16 protein-coding genes and 1 tRNA gene are annotated in these 19,085 nt (G+C 57.3%); 9 read left to right on the top strand and 8 right to left on the bottom strand.

Annotation, left to right across the window (positions count from 1 at the left end; translation table 11 throughout):
• Nucleotides 1-106: 106 nt before the first annotated feature.
• From ABJM03_RS01050 to ABJM03_RS01060, 3 genes are all read right to left on the bottom strand, one after another.
• Entirely contained in the window at nucleotides 107-2,428 is a 2,322-nt protein-coding gene (locus ABJM03_RS01050) for a mechanosensitive ion channel domain-containing protein (protein WP_348414995.1), read from the bottom strand.
• 189 nt (nucleotides 2,429-2,617) lie between these two features.
• On the bottom strand, nucleotides 2,618-3,712 hold the full coding sequence (locus ABJM03_RS01055) for a porin (RefSeq protein ID WP_348414996.1): 1,095 nt from the start codon (nucleotides 3,710-3,712) through the stop codon (nucleotides 2,618-2,620).
• A 175-nt stretch (nucleotides 3,713-3,887) separates the two neighbouring features.
• Nucleotides 3,888-4,460, bottom strand: coding sequence for a TetR/AcrR family transcriptional regulator (locus ABJM03_RS01060; RefSeq protein ID WP_348414997.1), 573 nt, complete (start codon nucleotides 4,458-4,460; stop codon nucleotides 3,888-3,890).
• A 102-nt stretch (nucleotides 4,461-4,562) separates the two neighbouring features.
• On the opposite strand from ABJM03_RS01060, the gene ABJM03_RS01065 reads away from it, so the two are divergent.
• The gene (locus ABJM03_RS01065; RefSeq protein ID WP_348414998.1) at nucleotides 4,563-5,129 is read left to right on the top strand and encodes a carboxymuconolactone decarboxylase family protein; all 567 of its coding nucleotides are present in this window, start codon (nucleotides 4,563-4,565) and stop codon (nucleotides 5,127-5,129) included.
• 92 nt (nucleotides 5,130-5,221) lie between these two features.
• Here ABJM03_RS01065 and ABJM03_RS01070 read toward each other — a convergent pair whose 3' ends face one another.
• On the bottom strand, nucleotides 5,222-5,923 hold the full coding sequence (locus ABJM03_RS01070) for a hypothetical protein (protein ID WP_348414999.1): 702 nt from the start codon (nucleotides 5,921-5,923) through the stop codon (nucleotides 5,222-5,224).
• 283 nt (nucleotides 5,924-6,206) lie between these two features.
• On the opposite strand from ABJM03_RS01070, the gene ABJM03_RS01075 reads away from it, so the two are divergent.
• The 6 genes from ABJM03_RS01075 to ABJM03_RS01100 all read left to right on the top strand — a co-directional run bounded on the left by ABJM03_RS01075 (nucleotide 6,207) and on the right by ABJM03_RS01100 (nucleotide 14,391).
• Complete coding sequence (locus ABJM03_RS01075; protein WP_348415220.1) at nucleotides 6,207-6,842, top strand: TrkA family potassium uptake protein; 636 nt, start codon at nucleotides 6,207-6,209, stop codon at nucleotides 6,840-6,842.
• 2 nt (nucleotides 6,843-6,844) lie between these two features.
• Nucleotides 6,845-8,188 carry a TrkH family potassium uptake protein gene (locus ABJM03_RS01080; RefSeq protein WP_348415000.1) on the top strand — a complete coding sequence of 448 codons (1,344 nt, stop codon included), beginning with the start codon at nucleotides 6,845-6,847 and terminating at the stop codon, nucleotides 8,186-8,188.
• A gap of 118 nt (nucleotides 8,189-8,306) precedes the next feature.
• Nucleotides 8,307-10,496, top strand: coding sequence for an NADP-dependent isocitrate dehydrogenase (locus ABJM03_RS01085; protein ID WP_348415002.1), 2,190 nt, complete (start codon nucleotides 8,307-8,309; stop codon nucleotides 10,494-10,496).
• 89 nt (nucleotides 10,497-10,585) lie between these two features.
• Nucleotides 10,586-11,017: a YqaA family protein gene (locus ABJM03_RS01090; RefSeq protein WP_348415003.1), complete on the top strand. Its 432-nt coding sequence runs from the start codon at nucleotides 10,586-10,588 to the stop codon at nucleotides 11,015-11,017.
• A gap of 113 nt (nucleotides 11,018-11,130) precedes the next feature.
• The gene (locus ABJM03_RS01095; RefSeq protein WP_348415004.1) at nucleotides 11,131-12,753 is read left to right on the top strand and encodes a GMC family oxidoreductase N-terminal domain-containing protein; all 1,623 of its coding nucleotides are present in this window, start codon (nucleotides 11,131-11,133) and stop codon (nucleotides 12,751-12,753) included.
• A 24-nt stretch (nucleotides 12,754-12,777) separates the two neighbouring features.
• Nucleotides 12,778-14,391: a long-chain-fatty-acid--CoA ligase gene (locus tag ABJM03_RS01100; protein WP_348415005.1), complete on the top strand. Its 1,614-nt coding sequence runs from the start codon at nucleotides 12,778-12,780 to the stop codon at nucleotides 14,389-14,391.
• A 333-nt stretch (nucleotides 14,392-14,724) separates the two neighbouring features.
• On the opposite strand, the gene ABJM03_RS01105 is transcribed toward ABJM03_RS01100, so the two are convergent.
• Nucleotides 14,725-14,800, bottom strand: a tRNA-Thr gene (locus tag ABJM03_RS01105).
• Nucleotides 14,801-14,894: 94 nt separating this feature from the next.
• On the opposite strand from ABJM03_RS01105, the gene ABJM03_RS01110 reads away from it, so the two are divergent.
• Nucleotides 14,895-15,797: a hypothetical protein gene (locus ABJM03_RS01110; protein ID WP_348415006.1), complete on the top strand. Its 903-nt coding sequence runs from the start codon at nucleotides 14,895-14,897 to the stop codon at nucleotides 15,795-15,797.
• A gap of 79 nt (nucleotides 15,798-15,876) precedes the next feature.
• On the opposite strand, the gene ABJM03_RS01115 is transcribed toward ABJM03_RS01110, so the two are convergent.
• The 3 genes from ABJM03_RS01115 to ABJM03_RS01125 are packed head-to-tail and all read right to left on the bottom strand — an operon-like array spanning nucleotide 15,877 to nucleotide 17,896.
• Nucleotides 15,877-16,671, bottom strand: a complete 795-nt coding sequence (locus ABJM03_RS01115) for a metal ABC transporter permease (RefSeq protein WP_348415007.1) — start codon at nucleotides 16,669-16,671, stop codon at nucleotides 15,877-15,879.
• Nucleotides 16,671-17,417, bottom strand: a complete 747-nt coding sequence (locus ABJM03_RS01120) for a metal ABC transporter ATP-binding protein (protein ID WP_348415008.1) — start codon at nucleotides 17,415-17,417, stop codon at nucleotides 16,671-16,673. Before ABJM03_RS01120 ends, ABJM03_RS01115 begins: the two co-directional genes overlap by 1 nt.
• Complete coding sequence (locus ABJM03_RS01125; protein WP_348415009.1) at nucleotides 17,414-17,896, bottom strand: transcriptional repressor; 483 nt, start codon at nucleotides 17,894-17,896, stop codon at nucleotides 17,414-17,416. The genes ABJM03_RS01120 and ABJM03_RS01125 overlap by 4 nt, the downstream gene beginning before the upstream one ends.
• A 94-nt stretch (nucleotides 17,897-17,990) precedes the next feature.
• Between ABJM03_RS01125 and ABJM03_RS01130 the strand changes: the two genes are divergently transcribed.
• Nucleotides 17,991-19,082 carry a zinc ABC transporter substrate-binding protein gene (locus ABJM03_RS01130; protein ID WP_348415011.1) on the top strand — a complete coding sequence of 364 codons (1,092 nt, stop codon included), beginning with the start codon at nucleotides 17,991-17,993 and terminating at the stop codon, nucleotides 19,080-19,082.
• Nucleotides 19,083-19,085: the final 3 nt, after the last annotated feature.

Genomic DNA, 19,085 nt, shown 5'->3' on the forward strand with positions numbered 1-19,085 from the left:
CGCCGTGCATCATGTGCCTATGCCTGTGCTCGATATAGGGCGGCACAAAAAAACGGCGGCTCTGGCTTGATGCCGAGCCGCCGTTTTATGCTGCGCGTCGCTGGTGTTAGTCGCCTTGGGGTGTCTCCGGCTCCTTGGTGTTTTCCACGCTCTTGATTGTCACGGGTTGTGTGCTGCCATCCTTGGCCTCCCCGAAATAGATCGTCTGATGCGGGAAGGGGATTTCAATGTTGCGGCTATCGAACTCGGTCTTGAGATAGCCGTTAAAGGCACGGCCCACGCCGAATTGCTTGCCAGGATGGGTTTTGATCCGCGCACGCAGCACGATGGCGCTATCGCCAAAGGATTGCAGGCCGAACCATTCCAGATCATCCATGACGAACGCGCCTTGATCCTTGTCTTTCTTCAGGCGGTCAAAGCATAGCAGCATCGCTTCGCGTACATCGTCGATATCCTCACGATAGGCCACGCCCATGTCACAGACGAAATAGGCATAGTCGCGCGAAAAGTTGGATACCATATCCACCGAGGAAAACGGGATCAAATGCACGGTGCCGTTCACATCCCGCAAGCTGACTGATCGCACTGACAGTTTTTCGACCGTGCCTGTGGTGCCATTTACGCTGACCACATCGCCCACGTTCATGGCGTTTTCGAACTGGATGAAAACGCCTGTGATGATGTCCTGCACCATAGACTGTGCGCCGAAACCAACCGCAAGGCCAAGAACCCCGGCCGAGGCCAGAAGGGGTCCGATGTCCAATCCGATCTCGGAGAGCACAAACATCAACGTCAGCACGACGATCGTGATCGTCGCCGCATTGCGGAGTAGCGTCAAAAGCGTGATCTCGCGGTTTGAGGCCACTGCGCCATATTCGGGGTTAAGACGGTAATCGACCCACGAGGTCGTCGCCAACCAGATGCAAAAAGCCACGGCGATAATGATACCAACCGCCACAGCCACTTTTGTGGTTGCCACGCCAAAGGGGCTGCCAGCATAGGCGGCGAGGTCGACCAAATCTACGGCGTTCAGTACAAAAATCGCGGCAACAAACATGATGAACAGGCGGAGTGTGCCAAAGACGCGGCGCAAAAATCCGTTCATGCGCGGCTCAAGCAGTGGCAGCTTTTCTGCCCATTCGGCAGGCAGGGAAAAGCCACGTTGCTTCATTCGGGCCAGACCGCTGGTCACGAGGGACGCGGCGACAATGATCCCGATCACTTTGCCCGACGCAAGCGCGGCATCAAAGACGACTTTGTTGGGCTGTGTCATGACCAGCACGAACATCATCGTGAGATACAGCAGAGCAAACCAATGCCAACGGTTGGCCAGAGCAATCCAAAGCTGTGCGAACACGCCATGTTTTTTCCGGACAGGGGCAGATGTGCGAAAGGCCTCGGATTCGGTTATACCAGCCTCGGGCAGGGGGTCTTGTTCGGGATGTGTCACGCCGCTGATCCATTGTGCAACAGGCGCACGTTTGCGGAACACAACCACGATCAGATAGCACAAAACGATGAGATACAGCAGCGCGGCCACGCCAGCACCTGCCGAGACCGAAGCGCTGCGGTTAATGATCGGGACCACCAATAGCTGCCCGTAGCCCAATATTGATATGACAATGGACAAAGTCCGGTTCAGGCTTTTTGCAGGCCCTGTTTCAATCGGAAATGGCCGCAGACCGGCCGAGTTTGGCGCGAGTACGATGCGCACGGCAACCTTGGCCAATTCAACGATGAGAAACGCGTTAAGGTACATCGTCTGCCGGATGCCGATGGCGCCAAACTCACCCACTGCAACAACGGTGAAAAGATAGCCCAGCCCCCATGCAAGCACGACGATGACCACATCCAGCAGATTTGAGCCGATGAACAAAAACACCGTATTGATGGCACCCGATTCATGGGCGCGCCGCCCCATTCTGAGGTAGATAGGGATGGCAAAGCGGCGCAGAACCAGGAAAACGGCGATGGTGATCACGATCACTAGGGCAAGATTGGGCAATGCCTCAATGAGAACCTGAAGCTCGGACCCGTTGAGCCCGTCAAAGACGTTGGTGCCGCTGTTCAGGTTGGTCCACAGGCTGGTGATCCGGTCGCTTGCCTGCTGGACAACGTCCTGAGTGAAAAGCGCAATTCGCCGCCCGATCGAGATGCTTTCACTTGTCTCGGTCAATACTTCATCGACGACCTCTGTCGAGGTATTGGCCTGTGCCAATGTCTCGAGCTCGGAAATCAGCGCAGCGCGGGCATCGTCATCCTTGAGCGTGTCGAGCAGGGTTTCGAGCGTATCGCTGGAGCTTGTCGATTGGTCGGTTGTTTCGCTCTGGGTCTGTTGGGCAGAAGCAGGGGCAAGAGTGAACGTTATGCAAAAGAGGGTAAGAACAATTGCTGCCAGTGTCCGTTTGATCACGTCGAGATATTCCATGCGCAAGTCCATTATTTGTTCGTGTCTGGAAGGGAGGGCATGTGCCCCCGCGTTCTAGGCGAAGTAAATTGTAATATTTTGATCTAGGGCGTTGTTACCGAACAGCAAGCGGCACGGTGGTGCGGGGCGCGGGACCATAAAAAAAGGGGCTGCACCGCAGCCCCCCTTCTGTATCGATCTGACCGTTGATCAGAATTTAAAGCGTGCGCCCACAAAGGTCACGTCAAGGTCATTGAAGTTTCTGGAGTCCCCGTCCAACTCGAACGTGCGGTAGCTTGCGTAGAGTTCGAGGTTGGCATTGTCGATATTCTGTACAACCGCCACACCGAACGAAGAGGAATCTGAGCCGGCAAAGGCAAAATCATTACCTTCGTAATAGTCAGCCGACAAATGCGTGCGCCCGACAGAGAAGAAATCGCGCTGGAAGCCGGCCTTGATATAGGCATATTCGCCATCGTCGATCTGCTCTTGTCCGGCAGCCACTGTCAGGCTCAGCCCTGTTGGTTTGTGCAGCACAGAGGTAGAGCCAAGCAGGAATTCCTCATCCGAGTCGCGGAAGGAATAGCCAAGGCGACCGGCAAGCTTCACGTCGCCAAAGTCTTTATCGTAGGTCAGGCCGATGTCGTAGAATTCGCCATTCACGCCACGGGCCAGAACCTCTGTGCCGGCTGAAAAGCCCAAGCTGAGGCCGTTGAAATTCGGCGTGTCATAGCGGGCGCGGAAGCGGCGGCTGCCGTCAAGGGCGCTAAAGGCGCTGCCGACGGATACGCCCGACAGAACACCATCGGACAAGCGGAACACCTGGCCACCGGCCTGATCATTGATGCTGGAGTAGGCGATAACGCTGGTGCCGGAAAAATCGGCTTCGGCTGTGCCATCGGTGGCGATGCTGCCCTGACCGAAGGAGAATTTACCGATGCGTTTGCTGTTATAGATCAGTTCGAATTTGCGCAGCTCGGTGCGGGTGTAGTCAAAGTCGAAAGAGTCGTTGCTGCCGCTGATGCTGCTTGAGCCGGTGAGGCCGATCGCAGTTTCAAAGTGGAACCGGACCTCATCACCGTTGTTCAGCCCTTGTTTGATGACCAGACCAAAGCGCGAGTTTGAATTGTCATTGTCGGTAATCGTGGTGTTTGTGTTGGGGCCGTCATCCACACTCAGGACACCGATGTTGAACTGGCCGTAGAATTCTACTTCAGGACCGTTTGCATCTTGCGCTGCGGCAAGGCCGGGCATGAGCATAAGGGCAGGGAGTGCCATTTTGGTGAGGGGGCGGAGGCTTGCCATTTTTTGTTCCTTTGCTACCTTGAAATAAGATTTCTATAACATATGTGCGCGGTTGTTGGCGGACTTGTCCAATCACAACACCTCCGCATTGCGCGCAGGCGCGTTACTTATTGTTACAGTTGAAACCTTACCGGAAGTTGTCGCGGATATATTTTGTCCGCAACTAGGGGTGGATTTACAGGCGGGCGATGCTTTGGGCAATTTGCGTTGCAATATCGCGCGCCGCTGTTCCACCACGTTCGGCCGTAACCCGTAGCCCCAATAGATCAGACTGGTATCTACAGGCCAATTGCCGCGGATCGGATGCCGCCGTGATCTCGCCTCTTGCCTGAGCCTGTGCAAACAGATCGGCAAACAAGGCTTCCATTTTCTGGAAATACTCGTTTGCTTTTTCAGCAAGCGGATGGGCGTGGGCCTGAAGTTCAAGCAAAGTCTTGGAGAGCATGCAGGCCTTGGCCGGTGCTTCATCATTTTCGATCATAAGCGCGGGAAACATCTGGAGCGCCTTGAGCGGGCCATGGTCCTGCGACAATGCCGTGATGCGTGCGACACCGTCATTGGAGTATTTTTCCAACGCCAGCGCAAACAGCGCATCCTTTGATCCGAAGGCCGCATAAAAGCTGCCGGGCTTCATGTTCAGCTCTGCTTCGAGGTCTTTGAGGGACGTGCCCGCCCACCCCCGTTGCCAGAAGAGATCTCTGGCACGGGCAATCAGGTCATCGCGATCATAATTCGGTTTACGGGGCATCGGCCTTCCAAAAACTTTTGAGTGATTGCTCAATTATATACTTGAGTGATCGCTCAATAAAGCCTAAATGTCAAACATACCCATCGAATAAGGATATTTGACATGACTTTCCCTTCCCACGACGAGACAACAGCACCCGAAGGCTCCAAGGCGCTGCTTGAGAACTCCAAAAAAGCCTTTGGCCGTCTGCCCGGTCTGCACAAGGTTCTGGCCGAAAGCCCTCAGGCGTTTGAAGGGTATCAAATCCTGCACAAACTGTTCTCCGAGACAGATTTTGACGCAGAAGAGCTGACCGTTGTTTGGCAGGCGATCAATGTCGAAAACGAATGCCATTACTGTGTGCCTGCGCACACCGGTATCGCGAAGATGATGAAAGTCTCTGACGAGATTTCCGACGCCCTGCGCAACGAGACAGCATTGCCAACAGCCAAGCTTGAAGCACTGCGCACTTTCACCGTGCAAATGATCCGTGAGCGCGGCAACGTCAGCGAAGCGCAAATGAAAGCGTTCTTTGACGCAGGCTATGGCCACCGTGCGGTTCTGGATGTGATCCTTGGTATGGCGCAGAAAACCATGTCGAACTACGTGAACCACGTGGCAGAAACACCTGTGGATGAAGTATTCCACCCACTGCTGTGGAAGCGCGGCGATGCACCTTTGAAGGTGTAAGCCAAAAAAAGACACCCCGCATGGCAACAGGCGGGGTGTTTTTCTGACGGCTTGTTGCGCCCGACCTTTCTAAGGGTCGGGCGCTATTTTGTTTAATTGGTTGCAAAACAATACAGCAGGCCGGCACCGCCGGTTTTGGGCAGGTCATTCGCGCTGCACCCCGCAGAGCCATGGGCCGAGTTCCACGAGACCATGTTGCGCCCGCTGCTCAGGCCTGCGCGGTCATGGTGGCCGACAATGGCAGAACCTTCGCCGCCGCTGGTCCAGTTGCTGCAGGTCGTATCACCGCCCGCTGTTGAAAAGTTACCGGCGGAATCCGATCCTGTCAGAATGTCATGTTCGTTCGGTTTTGAGCCGCGGCCGTTGATCTGGTTGCCGTTTTCATCCAGCGCAGTAACAAGGCTGATGTTATTGTCGGCACTGTGCAGCGCATCTACGTCCTTTGCGATCAGCACGCCTTTGGCATTATGCCACGGGCCTTTCCCGATCCGGCTGCGCGCGTCGATACCGTCGGTGACAACGGCTTTGCCGCTGCTGCGGTCGATAATCATGCTTGTGCTAAGATAGGCAGCCCAGTCCTTGGAAGATCCGGCCGCTTGGGCGAGGGTTGCGCAATGGGCATCCGCACCGGCCAGCCCGCCGAAATTGGCACCATCAGGGCCAGGGGTGCTGGTAATAAAGAATGACATTTTATCGACATCGCTTGCCGATTGGGCAAAGCCGGCACCCGCAGCGGCGCAGAAGGCAACTGTTGCAGTGGTGAACAGTATATTTTTGATATTGCTCTTGGACATGAAGTCGCTCCCGTTGGTTTTATAGCCATGACGCTAGGTTACCAGAGAGGGCAGGTCCAGTGTGATACACAAAGGACTTGCGCAGCATTGGAAATGACGCGAGGGCACAGGCAGATAGGGCGATCACAAAGCAGGGAAGCTGTTGCGGCCTGTATTGACCAACCGCGCCGATCCGGCGAATGTCGCCGCCTGTGATGTGCGTTGCCGGTGCTTCGGCGCTTGCAATCTGGAGGCGACAGGGTTGAACGACAAGAAAAGCTATAAGGGCAACGGGACCTTCGGGGTGATCGGCTTGGGCAATTTCGGCAGTACAGTCGCCAATGAGCTGCAACGCTTTGGCAATCATGTCATCGGCATTGATATCTCGGAAAGCCGCGTGGCAAACCATGCCAGCATGCTGTCTCAGGCGATGATCGTCGATGCGCGCGATGATGCCGCTTTGCGAGAGGCGGGGTTGGGCGAATGTGCCATCGGAGTTGTCGCCATGGGTGGCGATCTGGAGGCCAGCATCCTCGCGGCGATGAACCTAAAGCTGATCGGCGTGCCAAAGGTCTGGGCCAAAGCCTCGAGCAAGACGCACCACCGCATTCTTAGCAAGCTGGGCGTGGACAGGATTATCCATCCCGAAGTCGAAGTCGGCCAGCATATCGCCCAAGTGCTGCATAACCCGTTGGTGCGCGACTATGTCAGCCTTGGTAACGGCTTCCATGTGGTCAACTTCCGGGTACCCGAAAGCCTCGAAGGCAAAAGCCTCAAAGACCTGCCGCATACCAAGAAATTCGATCTGCGCTGTATCGGGGTAATGCGGGGGACAGAATTTGTCGGGGATGACGGGGCCGATTGCCGGTTAGAGCATGAGGACCGGTTGTTGCTATTGGGGCACCGCAAGAATTTGCGTAGCTTCGCAGGAAGCCTTTAGGCATGGCCGTACGGCCCAAGGGGGTCTTGAAACGCCTCAAGGCATTGCGCATCGCCCCGCCTGTGATGCTGATGTTCTTTTACGTGGTTTTCATTATCATCGGTGCGCTCCTGCTATGGTTGCCGGTATCGCATAACGGCGATGTCGGGCTGTGGGATGCGGTATTTACCTCGACATCCGCTGTCACGGTAACGGGGCTGGCGGTGGTGGATACCGGCACCGCCTTTACCGGCTTTGGTCAGGCCGTCATTGCGGTGCTGATGCAGTTAGGCGGGTTGGGGTTGATGACCTTTGCCGTTCTGGTGCTGGGCGCGTTGGGCATTCAGGTGGGGATGGCGCACCGGCTGATCCTGCGTGAAGACCTGAACCAGACCTCACTGTCCAACCTGACCTATCTGTCGCGCATTATCCTGATCATCGCGCTGATATGCGAAGCCATTGGAGCGCTGTTTTTGGCGTTTGTCTTTGTGCCGGAGTTCGGCTGGAACGGGGTCTGGCAGGCGGTGTTCCACGCAGTCTCGGCGTTCAACAATGCGGGTTTTTCGCTGCAGGCTGACAGCCTGACACGCTGGGTGGGGAATCCGGTGGTGAATATCGTCATTCCATTGCTGTTCATTCTGGGCGGGCTGGGTTTCATCGTTGTCGGCGATATCGTGCAAAAACGCGCGTGGCGTAGGCTGACGCTGCATTCCAAGCTGATGTTGGTGGGCACCGCTGCGTTGATTGTCTGGGGCACGGTCATGTTTGCGCTGTTGGAATGGAACAACCCTGCAACGTTAGGGCCGCTGGGCATCGGAGAAAAGCTCTGGGCGAGCTGGTTTCAGGGTGTCACGCCGCGTACAGCGGGGTTCAATACCGTTGATACCGGCGGGATGCATGACAGTACCACGATGCTGACAATGACATTGATGTTGGTCGGCGGTGGTAGCACCTCCACCGCGGGAGGGATCAAGGTGACGACGCTTTGTGTGTTGCTGCTGGCAACGGTTGCTTTCTTGCGCCGCCGGACCAGCCTGCATGCTTTTGGCCGCTCACTGGGGATCGAAGAGGTGATGAAGGTGCTGGCGCTGGTGACAATTTCCATGCTTTTGGTGTTCACAGGCCTGTTTATCACCTCGATCAGCCATGATGGTGAATTCGTTGATCTGGCATTCGAGGTCACATCGGCCTTTGGCACGGTCGGCCTGTCGCGTGGCGTCACCCCCGAGCTGGACGCGGTGGGGCGCAGTTTCATTATCCTGATGATGTTTTTCGGACGGGTCGGCCCGCTGGCCGTTGGTTTTTTTCTGGCCACGCGCGCTGTGCCACGGGTGAAATATCCTGCCGGTCAGATCTATCTGGGGTAGGGTGATCAGGTCGGGGTGGCAAAACAGGCCATCATAAGCAGTATACATATGTATACTGTCGACCTTTCCAATCGGCTGGTTTATGAGGGGTCAAATCCACAGTCCAAGGGAATCTTTCATGTCTGATATCATCTATACAAAAGTTGACGAAGCACCCGAGCTCGCGTCGGCCTCTTTCCTGCCGATCATCAAGAAATTCGCCGCAGCCGCCGGTGTTTCGGTTGGCACCAAAGACATCAGCCTTGCAGGCCGCATCCTTGCAGCTTTCCCAGATCACCTTAAGCCTGAGCAGCGCCAGTCCGATGACCTCGCCGAGCTGGGCAAGCTGGTCAAACAGGCCGAAGCGAATGTGATCAAACTGCCCAACATCTCGGCCTCTGTGCCACAGCTTGTTGCCGCGATCACCGAACTGCAATCCCAAGGTTTTGCGCTGCCCGATTACCCAGAGGCCCCCGCGACAGATGCCGAGAAAGCCGTGCGCGCCACCTATGACACGCTCAAAGGCTCTGCTGTGAACCCTGTGCTGCGCGAAGGTAACTCTGACCGCCGCGCGGCCAAAGCTGTGAAAAGCTTTGCCCAGAAAAACCCGCACCGCATGGGCGAGTGGACGGCTGACAGCAAAACAAAAGTATCTTCCATGTCGGGCGGGGATTTCTTCTCGAACGAGGTGTCGGCCACATTGGCATCAGAGACCGGCGCGAAAATCGTTCTGGAAACCGCAGCAGGTGAGACCGTTCTGAAGGACGGCCTGTCTTATCCTGCGGGTACTGTGGTTGATGCAACCTACATGAGCGCGGCAGCTCTCGAGAGCTTCCTGAACGCGCAGATCGAGGAAACCAAAGCGGATGGCACGCTGTTCTCGCTGCATATGAAAGCAACAATGATGAAGGTCTCTGACCCGATCATCTTTGGCCATGCGGTAAAGGCTTTCCTTGCTCCTGTGTTTGAAAAGCACGGTGCCGCGATGAAAGAACTGGGTGTGAACCCCAACTCCGGTCTGGGTGATCTGTTGGCCCGCGTCAAAGATAACGCTGACATCATGGGCGACATTGACGCCTGCATGGCGGCCCGTCCGCCGATGTATATGGTCGACAGCGACAAGGGCATCACCAACCTGCATGTGTCCTCGGATGTGATCATCGACGCCTCCATGCCCGCGCTGATCCGCGCAGGCGGCAAAGGCTGGGGCCCTGACGGCAAAGAGCAGGACTCCAATTGTGTGATCCCTGACAACTCCTATGCGCCAGTCTATGACGAGACGATCAACTTCTTCAAAGAAAACGGCAAACTGAACCCGGCCACTGCGGGCACAGTGCAAAACATCGGTCTGATGGCGCAAAAAGCCGAAGAATACGGCAGCCACCCGACCACATTCGAGCTGCCAGAAGCTGGCACCGTCAAGATGATCCTTGACGATGGCACAGTGCTGCATTCGCATAAGGTCGAAGCCGGCGACATCTGGCGTTCTGCTTCGGCGCGCAAAGCACCGATTGAGGATTGGGTGAACCTTGCCATTGACCGCCAAAAAGCCGAAGGCTGCCGCGCGATTTTCTGGCTGGACGCAGACCGCGCCCATGACGCCGAGCTGATCGCCTACGTTAAACCAATCCTGGAAGCCAAAGGCGTGGCCGATAAATTCGAAATCATGGCCCCGCGTGAAGCCACCCGCGCGTCGCTTGAAACCATTACCAAGGGCGAAAACACCATCGCGATCACCGGCAACGTGCTGCGTGATTACCTCACCGATCTCTTCCCGATCCTTGAGCTGGCCACATCTGCAAAAATGCTGTCGATTGTGAAGCTGATGCAGGGTGGTGGTCTGTTCGAGACCGGCGCGGGCGGCTCGGCCCCCAAGCACGTGCAACAGCTGGCCGAAGAAAGCCACCTGCGTTGGGACAGCCTTGGTGAGTTCTGTGCATTGGGCGAAAGCCTCAAGTTCCTTGCCGATAGCAAAGGCAACGAAAAAGCCCGCGTTCTGGGCGAGGCGGTTGATGCCGCAACCCAAGGTATCTTGGACAATGACCGTTCGCCTTCGCGCAAAGTAGGTGAGCCGGACAACCGCGACAGCCACTATTGGTTCGCCCGCTATTGGGCCGAAGCCTTGGCCGCCCAAGGGGATGACGCCGAGCTGGCGGCGCATTTCGCGCCCGTGGCAAAGGCCTTGGCCGAAGGCGAAGCCGCGATTGTTGCCGAGCTGGCAGCGGCACAGGGTGCGGCTGCGGATCTGGGGGGGTATTACCACACGGATGCAGCAAAAACTGCCGCTGTGATGCGCCCCTCGGCGACATTGAATAGCATCATCGGCTAATCCAAGCGGTGACGCCAAAGACTGTGAAGGGCCACGTGCTGTACCGGCGCTGTGGCCCTTTTCATTTTTCAAGAAGGGCCTAGGCCATCATGATCGGATATGCGGGCCTGTTTGCTTCTGCACTGATTGCTGCGACGCTGTTGCCTATGGGCTCTGAGGCGGTGCTGGTCGCCTTGGTGCTTCAAGGAGAGCACAGCATTGCGGGGCTGATGTTTGTGGCCACGTTGGGCAATGTTGCGGGCTCGGTGATCAACTGGGCGTTGGGACGCTTTGCGCGCCGCTATCAGGACCGTGGTTGGTTCCCTGCATCGCCCGCACAGATGGCTCGGGCCGAAGGCTGGTACCTGCGCTATGGGCTATGGTCCTTGCTGCTGTCATGGGTGCCGGTAATCGGGGATCCGATCACTGTTGTTGCAGGGGTTTTGCGCACGCGATTTTGGGTATTTGTGCTGCTGGTGACGCTTGCCAAAGGGGCGCGTTATGGCGTTGTGGTGTGGCTTGCCCTTGCGTGGGGCGCATGACGCTGCGTGACGCAATACGCTGGGGCACGACTTAGAGATAGACAGGGCCAAATATATTTGGCTTATTTTTCTCAGGCATAGCGTGGGAGGCGCAGTGCCTGAGGGAGGTTGTGATGCGCTTTGACTATGTCATTGTCGGCGGCGGTTCTGCGGGGTGTACCATGGCCGCGCGTCTGTCCGAAGACCCGTCCGTGTCGGTGTGCCTGCTTGAGGCAGGCGGGCGCGGCGATCATATGGCGATCCGCATGCCCGCCGGCGTGGTCGCGATGTTGCCGGGTTATGGAAAGATATCGAATTGGGCATACAAGACGGTGGCGCAGGCGGGGCTGAACGGGCGGCGGGGCTACCAGCCGCGTGGCCGTGCGTTGGGCGGCTCAAGTGCCATCAATGCAATGCTATATGTACGCGGCCAACGCGGGGATTACGACGGCTGGGCCGCATCGGGCTGTGAAGGCTGGGATTGGAACAGCGTCCTGCCTTATTTTCGCAAGTCGGAGGCCCATGAGGATGGCCCAAGCGCGCTACATGGCGGGGCGGGGCCGCTACAGGTCAGCCACCAGAAATCACCGCGCCCGATCAGCCGCGCCTTTGTAGAGGCAGCCAAGCAGTTGCAACACCGCGAGGTGGTCGATTTCAATACCGGCGACAACGAAGGCGTGGGCTTGTATCAGGTGACGCAGTTCCACGATGCGGATCGCAACGGCGAGCGGTGCTCGGTCGCGGCAGGGTATCTGCATCCGGTGATGTCGCGTGCAAATCTCACTGTGATCACCGGCGCCCATGCCACGCGGCTGGCGTTGGAGGGCAAGCAGGCCACAGGTGTGCATTACCGCGCCGATAAACGCGATCAATACGTCGGGGCCAATCATGAGGTGATCCTGTGCGGTGGTGCGTTCAATTCTCCGCAATTGTTGCAATTGTCAGGCATCGGCCGCCCGCAGGATATTACCCGCCACGGCATCGACATGGTCCACGAATTGCCCGGTGTAGGCCAGAACCTGCAAGATCATCTGGATTTCACTTTGGGTTATAAAACCAAAGACACCGATAACTTTGGCATCGGCCTGCGGGGGGCGGTCAATCTAGTCAAACACATGCGGGAATGGCGCAAGACCGGTAAGGGGTTGCTGTCGACGCCATTTGCGGAAGGCGCTGCATTTCTAAAAACCGATCCGGCAATCGATCGCCCCGACATCCAGATTCATTTTTTGATCTCGGTGGTGGATGATCACGCGCGCAAATTGCACGCAGGATATGGCTATAGCTGCCATGTCTGCGTGTTGCGCCCAGCATCGCGGGGCAGCGTGACCCTCGCCAGCAGCGACCCCTTGGCGGCCCCTGCGATTGATCCTAACTTTCTGGCCGAAGACAGCGATTTGCGCTGTTTGATCAAAGGTGCCAAAATGTCGCGCGAGATCATGAAGGCTCCGCCACTGGCACAATACGAGCAGTCAGAGCTGTTCGGGGTGCGTGACGGTATGAGTGATGCGCAATGGGAGGCGATCATCCGCGCCCGCGCTGATACCATCTATCACCCTGTGGGCACCTGCAAGATGGGCGTGGATCCGATGGCCGTAGTTGACCCGCAGGCCCGCGTACACGGGATGCAGGGGCTGCGCGTCGTGGATGCGTCGATCATGCCCACCGTAACAAGCGGCAATACCAATGCCCCCACGGTCATGATTGCCGAACGGGTGGCAGACCTTATCAAAACACATTGGCCTGAAAGGGCTTAATCAACATTTACGGAAGGCGATCCCATGCTTGGACAAATGATGCACATGCCGCTCACCATCGGTAGCCTGATCGACCATGCCGCGCGGTTTCATAGCGCAGGCGAGATCGTCTCGGTCGAGACTACGGGTGGGGTCGAGCATTCCAACTGGGGGCAGGTGGGGCAAAATGCTCGCCGTCTGGCCAGCGCCCTGCGCAAACTGGGGCTCGAGCAGGGGGCGCGGTGCGGTACCATTGCGTGGAACAACCGCCGCCATCTGGAGATCTATTTTGGTGTCTCGGGGGGCGGCTTTGTCTGTCATACGATCAACCCGCGTATGGGTCCGGAACAGATGGTCTATGTGATCAACCACGCCGAGGATCAGGTGCTGTTTATCGACGCGACTTTTGTGCCCGCAGCGGCCAAGCTCGTGCAGGCACTGCCCAAGTGCAAACATATCGTCATGATGGGTCCGCGTGATGCCGCCGCCGCCGAGGCGGTGCCGGGTCTCAAATTCTTTGACGAGTTGCTTGAGACCGGAGATGCCTTTGAGCCTTGGCCCGAACTGGATGAAAACACCGCATCCAGTCTGTGCTATACCTCCGGCACCACCGGCGATCCCAAGGGGGTGCTGTATTCTCACCGCTCGACGGTGCTGCACACCTTGGGCGGCAATATGCCGGATGGGTTGAATATCTCGGCGATGGATACGGTGCTGCCTGTGGTGCCAATGTTCCACGTCAACGCGTGGGGCGTGCCCTATATCGCTGCTGTCACAGGCTGCAAATTGGTGCTGCCGGGGCCAAACCTTGACGGGGTGAGCCTTGTGAACCTCATCGACGAGACGAAAACCACGCTGGCGCTGGGGGTGCCGACGATCTGGATGGGGCTGTTGGCCGCGCTTGAGCAGACGGGTTCGAAATTGCCCAGCCTTCAGCGCACAGTGGTGGGGGGATCGGCGCTGCCGCCGTCGATGATCCCGAAATTCGCGGAATACGGCGTCGATCTGGTGCATGCTTGGGGCATGACGGAAACGTCGCCGTTGGGGGCGATGAACCAACTGCTCCAGCGCCACACGACTCTGCCAGCCGATCAACAAGCCGAAATCCGTATGGGGCAGGGGCGGCCACCCTACGGTGTTGATCTGCGTCTGGTGAACGCGCAGGGTGCAATCCTGCCTCATGACGGCGTCACGCAGGGCGATCTGCAAATCTGCGGGCCGTGGGTTGTCGATACCTATTTTGGCATGGAAGCCCCCGCGCTGACCGGTGACGGTTGGTTTGACACCGGCGATGTGGCTACGATTGATCCCGAAGGCTTCATGATCATCCGCGACCGGTCAAAAGACATCATCAAATCAGGAGGCGAATGGATTTCCACGGTCGTGTTGGAAAATATCGCCATTTCCCATGAGGCCGTCGCGAATGCCGCTGCCATCGCCGCGCTGCACCCCAAATGGGACGAGCGCCCCGTACTGGTGGTGATCAAGGCAGGTGAAGTCAACGAGGCCGAGTTACTGGCGTTCTATGAGGGTAAAGTCGAAAGCTGGCAAATCCCCGACCGCGTGATCTTTGTTGATGCGCTGCCCATCGGCTCGACGGGTAAGGTGCAAAAGAACAAATTGCGCGAGGCATACGGCAAGGTGCTGCTGGAGGCCTGAAACCCGATGCCCCCAGTGCTCCCGCTAGGGGGATTCTATGAGAGATTCTTTTTCCCAACCGGCTCTTGGCGCAAGATGCGGCGGAGGTTCTGTTTTTTCGGTATCTGAATTTTAGTGGCGATCGCAAATCCTGCCCCCTCCGGATCAGGTAGCTGTCTCCGGCCATTGCCGTAGGTTTACTGGATACACTCGATCATCTCTATTGCTGGCGAAGGTTTCAGCACCTCAGAGAGCGTTTGTTTTATGGCTTGGAGGCCGGCAAGATATACCCCGGCCAGGCGGACGAATAAACCCTATAACAAAGGGTATATCGGATGTGTCTGAGTGATTATATGGTGCCCCCACACGGACTCGAACCGCGGACCTATTGATTACAAATCAATTGCTCTACCAGCTGAGCTATAGGGGCACTGGGCGGTCGTTTAAAGGCAAATTTCGGGGGGCGCAAGAGGCATTTATCATCCTTTTGCAGGTTTTATCCCTCTGATACATACAGGAGGAAGTTGAACACAAAATTGGACAAGATGACGATGAAACTGGTCTTACATGTCGGCACGCATTTCACGGAAGAAGACCGGATGATCAAATGTCTTTTGCGCAATGCAGATGACTTTGCCAAAAAGGGCGTATCAGTGCCCGGGCACTCCCGGTATCGCGGTATCTTGCGCGAAACTTTGAACGCTATGGTTAACTCTCAGCCGTCAGAAATGGCGCGGGATGTGCTGCTGGATGCGATTCTTGATGATACGCAGGCAGAGCGGGTGATCCTGTCGGATGCGAATTTTTTCCGCACGCCCAAAACGGCCTTTCAGGAGGGAATGCTTTACCCTGCAGCACCGGTACGGATGATGCGCATCGCACAGGTGTTCGAGGGGGATGAGGCAGAGATTTTCATGGCCATCCGGAACCCCGCAACCCTGTTGCCGATTCTCGCGGCCAAATCCGACGCGAAAGATCCGGCAGCCTTCTGGGGTGGGCGTGATCCGCGTGATGTGCGTTGGTCCGAAATGGTAGGATTGCTGCGCGAATCTGTGCCGGATATGCCGATCACCATTTGGTGCAATGAGGATACACCGCTTTTATGGGCGCATATCATTCGCCAGATGGTAGGGCTGGAAGACTCTGAAAAGATCATTGGCGGCTTTGATTTGCTCAGCTCGATTATGACGGCTGAGGGGATGAAGCGCTTTCGCGCCTATCTCAAGGATCATCCGGTGATGAGCGAACACCAGAAGCGCCGTGCGATCGCGGCTTTTCTAGATAAATACGCCATGGATGCCGAAGTGGAAGAGGAGCTCGACATGCCGGGCTGGACGGACGAGCTGGTCGATGAGATGTCGGAGATATACGACGAGGATGTCGCGCGGATCGCGCAGATGCCTGGCGTGCGGGTGTTGATGCCCTAAGGTGTGCGTCGGGGTATAGTTTTTATTTAGCAATGAGATGCAGGCCACACCTAAAGCTTTGCCTTAGGTGTGGTGAGGTTTAATTTCGCCGGATAACGGCGGAAATTGCGCTGGACAGGGCAAACATTGCAGCAGCCGTCGCAACGATGCTGGGCCCTGCGGGGGTGTCAAAGGTGAACGCAGCGCCAAGCCCGCCAAGCGCGGCAAGGCTGCCAGCGGCAAGCGCATAGGCGGCCATGGCTTCGGGGGTGCGGGCCAAAGGGCGGGCCGTGGCGGCGGGGATGATCAGCATAGCGGCGATTAGCAACGCGCCCACAACCTTTATCGCCACCGCAACAGTCACCGCCAGGGCCAGCGTCAGTATCAGCTGTTCGCGGCGTGGTGAAATACCGCTGGCCGACGCCAGATCCGGCGAGAGCGTCGCCGTAAGCAGCGCCTGCCAGCGCCAGAGCAGCAGGGCCAGTACCAAAGCGGCTCCGCTCCAGATCACGGTCAGATCATATGTGCTCACCGCGAGAATTTCGCCAAACAGATAGCTTTCCAGATCAACGCGTACCCCATCAATGAGGGATACCGCGACTAATCCCAACGCAAGCGCCGCATGGGCCAAAACGCCCAACAATGCGTCCGAGCTTACCTGACGGTTGGATAGCGCGCTGATGATCAATGCCATGGCCAGCGCCACAGCCAAAACGCCTGCAAATACGGGCAAATCAGTCGCCAGCGCCAGTGCGACACCCAAGATCGCCGCATGGCTGGTCGCATCGCCGAAATAGGCCATACGCCGCCACACAACAAAACACCCCAGCGGAGCAGCCGCCAAGGCAACGCCAAGACCGGCAAAGGCCGCGCGTACAATAAAATCGTCAAACATCAGGCAGCACCCTCATGCGTATGCTCGTGGTTGTGGGAGTGATCATGGTCATGATGATGGCGGTACAGGGCCAGCGCCCCTTGGGTGCCGCTGCCGAACAGGGCGCGGTATTCAGGGGCATCGGCCACAACTTCGGGCGTACCTTCACAGCAGACATGGCCGTTAAAGCACAGCACACGGTCCGAGGCAGCCATCACCACGTGCAGATCATGGCTGACCATCAATACAGCACAGCCGTGGCTGTGCCGGACAGCTTCGATTTGCCGGTAGAATTGCGCAGCACCCGGTTGATCAAGCCCTTGTGTCGCTTCATCAAGAATCAAGATGTCGGGATTGTTCAACAAGGCGCGGGCCAGCAGCACGCGCTGGAACTGACCTCCGGATAAGGCGGCTAGTTGACGGTCGGCCAGCTCTGGCACGCCAGCATCCGCGAGGGCGCGGCGCGCGATATCGGCGTTGACCCGTGTGGGCAGGTTGAGAAAACGCGCCACCGTCAGAGGCAAGGTGGCATCAATAGCAAGGCTCTGCGGTACATAGCCGATGCGCAGCGCAGGGGCGCGGTGAACTGTTCCGGCCGCAGGGCTTACCGCCCCGATAAGCGCACGCAGCAGCGATGATTTGCCCGAACCGTTTGGCCCGACAATGGTGACGATTTCACCGCGTTCTACTTTAAAGTTCACATCGCGCAGCACTGTATGCCCGTGATAGGCTAGCCGCAGGTCGCGGGTCTCGAGAAGCGCGCTCATGCAGTGGGACCGATGCAGTCGGGGCATAGGCCGGTGGCTTCGACCACCGTATGCTCAATGATAAACCCCGTGGCACGGGCGGCATCACCCAGCCGTCCCTGAGCGATTTGAGTGCCTGCTTCGGCCACGGTCTGGCAATTGCGGCAAATCAGAAAGGCCGGAGAATGCGCCGCACCCGGATGCACGCAGGCCGTATAGGCGTTGAGCGCTTCGATCTTATGGGCGAATCCGGCTTTGACCAGAAAATCCAGTGCGCGATAGGCCACAGGGGGCTGGCTGCCCAGACCTTCCTCGGAGAGCCGCGCCAGCACGTCATACGCCCCCAGCGCCCGATGTTCGGCCAGCAGAATTTCGAGCGTCCGAAGGCGCACGGGGGTCATCCGTAGCCCTTGTTCGGCGCAATGCGCCTTTGCTTCGGCCAGAAGGGTGGATTTGCACTCATTATGATTGGTGCATTGGAAGCCGATAGGATCGGTCATGCGAAGCCCTTTGCGACAGGATTAAATTTTAGGGATTGATATGTTATAACATACATTTTAGCAAGAGCCCGTCGCAACCATAAAGGATAATTCAATGCGCCGCCTGATTGCCGCTTGCTGCCTCACAGCTATGCCCGCCTATGCCGAAGATGCCCCGAATGTAGTGGTTGATATCGCACCTATACAATCTTTAGTAGCCCAGATCATGGAAGGTGTCGGCGAGCCGTCACAAATTATTCCGGCAGGTGCATCACCGCACAGTTATGCGATGCGGCCCTCCGAGGCACGCGCGCTGGAGGCAGCAGACCTTGTGGTGTGGGTTGGGCCGTCGTTGACCCATTGGCTGGAGGAGCCGATCGAGACATTATCACCGGATTCCACGCAACTGGTTCTTATGCAGCACCCGGGCACGCAAACATTGCCGCTGCGCTCGCCGGAGTCCTTGGTTGTCGAGGATGATGATCACGCAGATCACGACGATCACGCTGATCATGACGACCACGCAGATCATGACGATCATGCGGATCATGACGGTCACGCGGACCACGGGGACCACGCGGCTCACGACGATCATGCGGACCATGACGATCACGCAGATCATGACGATCATGCGGATCATGATGACCACGCGGAGCATGACGATCACGCAGGCCACGATGGCCACCACCACGTGGGCAACATCGACCCTCATGGCTGGCTGTCGCCAAGCAATGCGGTGCTTTGGGCTGGCGTTGTTGCGCAGCAGTTGGTCCAGATGGACCCTGATAATGCGGAAACCTATATGGCCAACTGGGACAAGCTAAGTGCGGAAATCACCGCTGTCTCGGAGCAGGTTGCGACCGATCTGGAGCCCTACGCAGATGCGAAGTTCATCGTGTTGCATGATGCGTTCCAATATTTTGACAACGCCTATGGCCTTGAAGCGGCTGCCTTTATCGTGCCCGGCAATGGCCAGTCACCTGGTCCTGCCCGTGTAAAAGCACTCCGCGATCATCTGGCAGAACATCCAGCCGTTTGCGCCTTTACCGCGCCGCAAGAAAACGAACAGCTGTTGCGCACCGCGCTTGAGGGGCAGGCGACACGGGTGGCCGTGCTTGACCCGATTGGCAGTGATGGTGGTTCCTATGCGTCCCTGCTGCGCGGCTTTGCTGATGCGATGGTTGGCTGTTTCGCTGATAAATCCTGAACC

Origin of the sequence: Sulfitobacter sp. (assembly GCF_039977885.1) — a bacterium.
Lineage (GTDB): Bacteria > Pseudomonadota > Alphaproteobacteria > Rhodobacterales > Rhodobacteraceae > Sulfitobacter.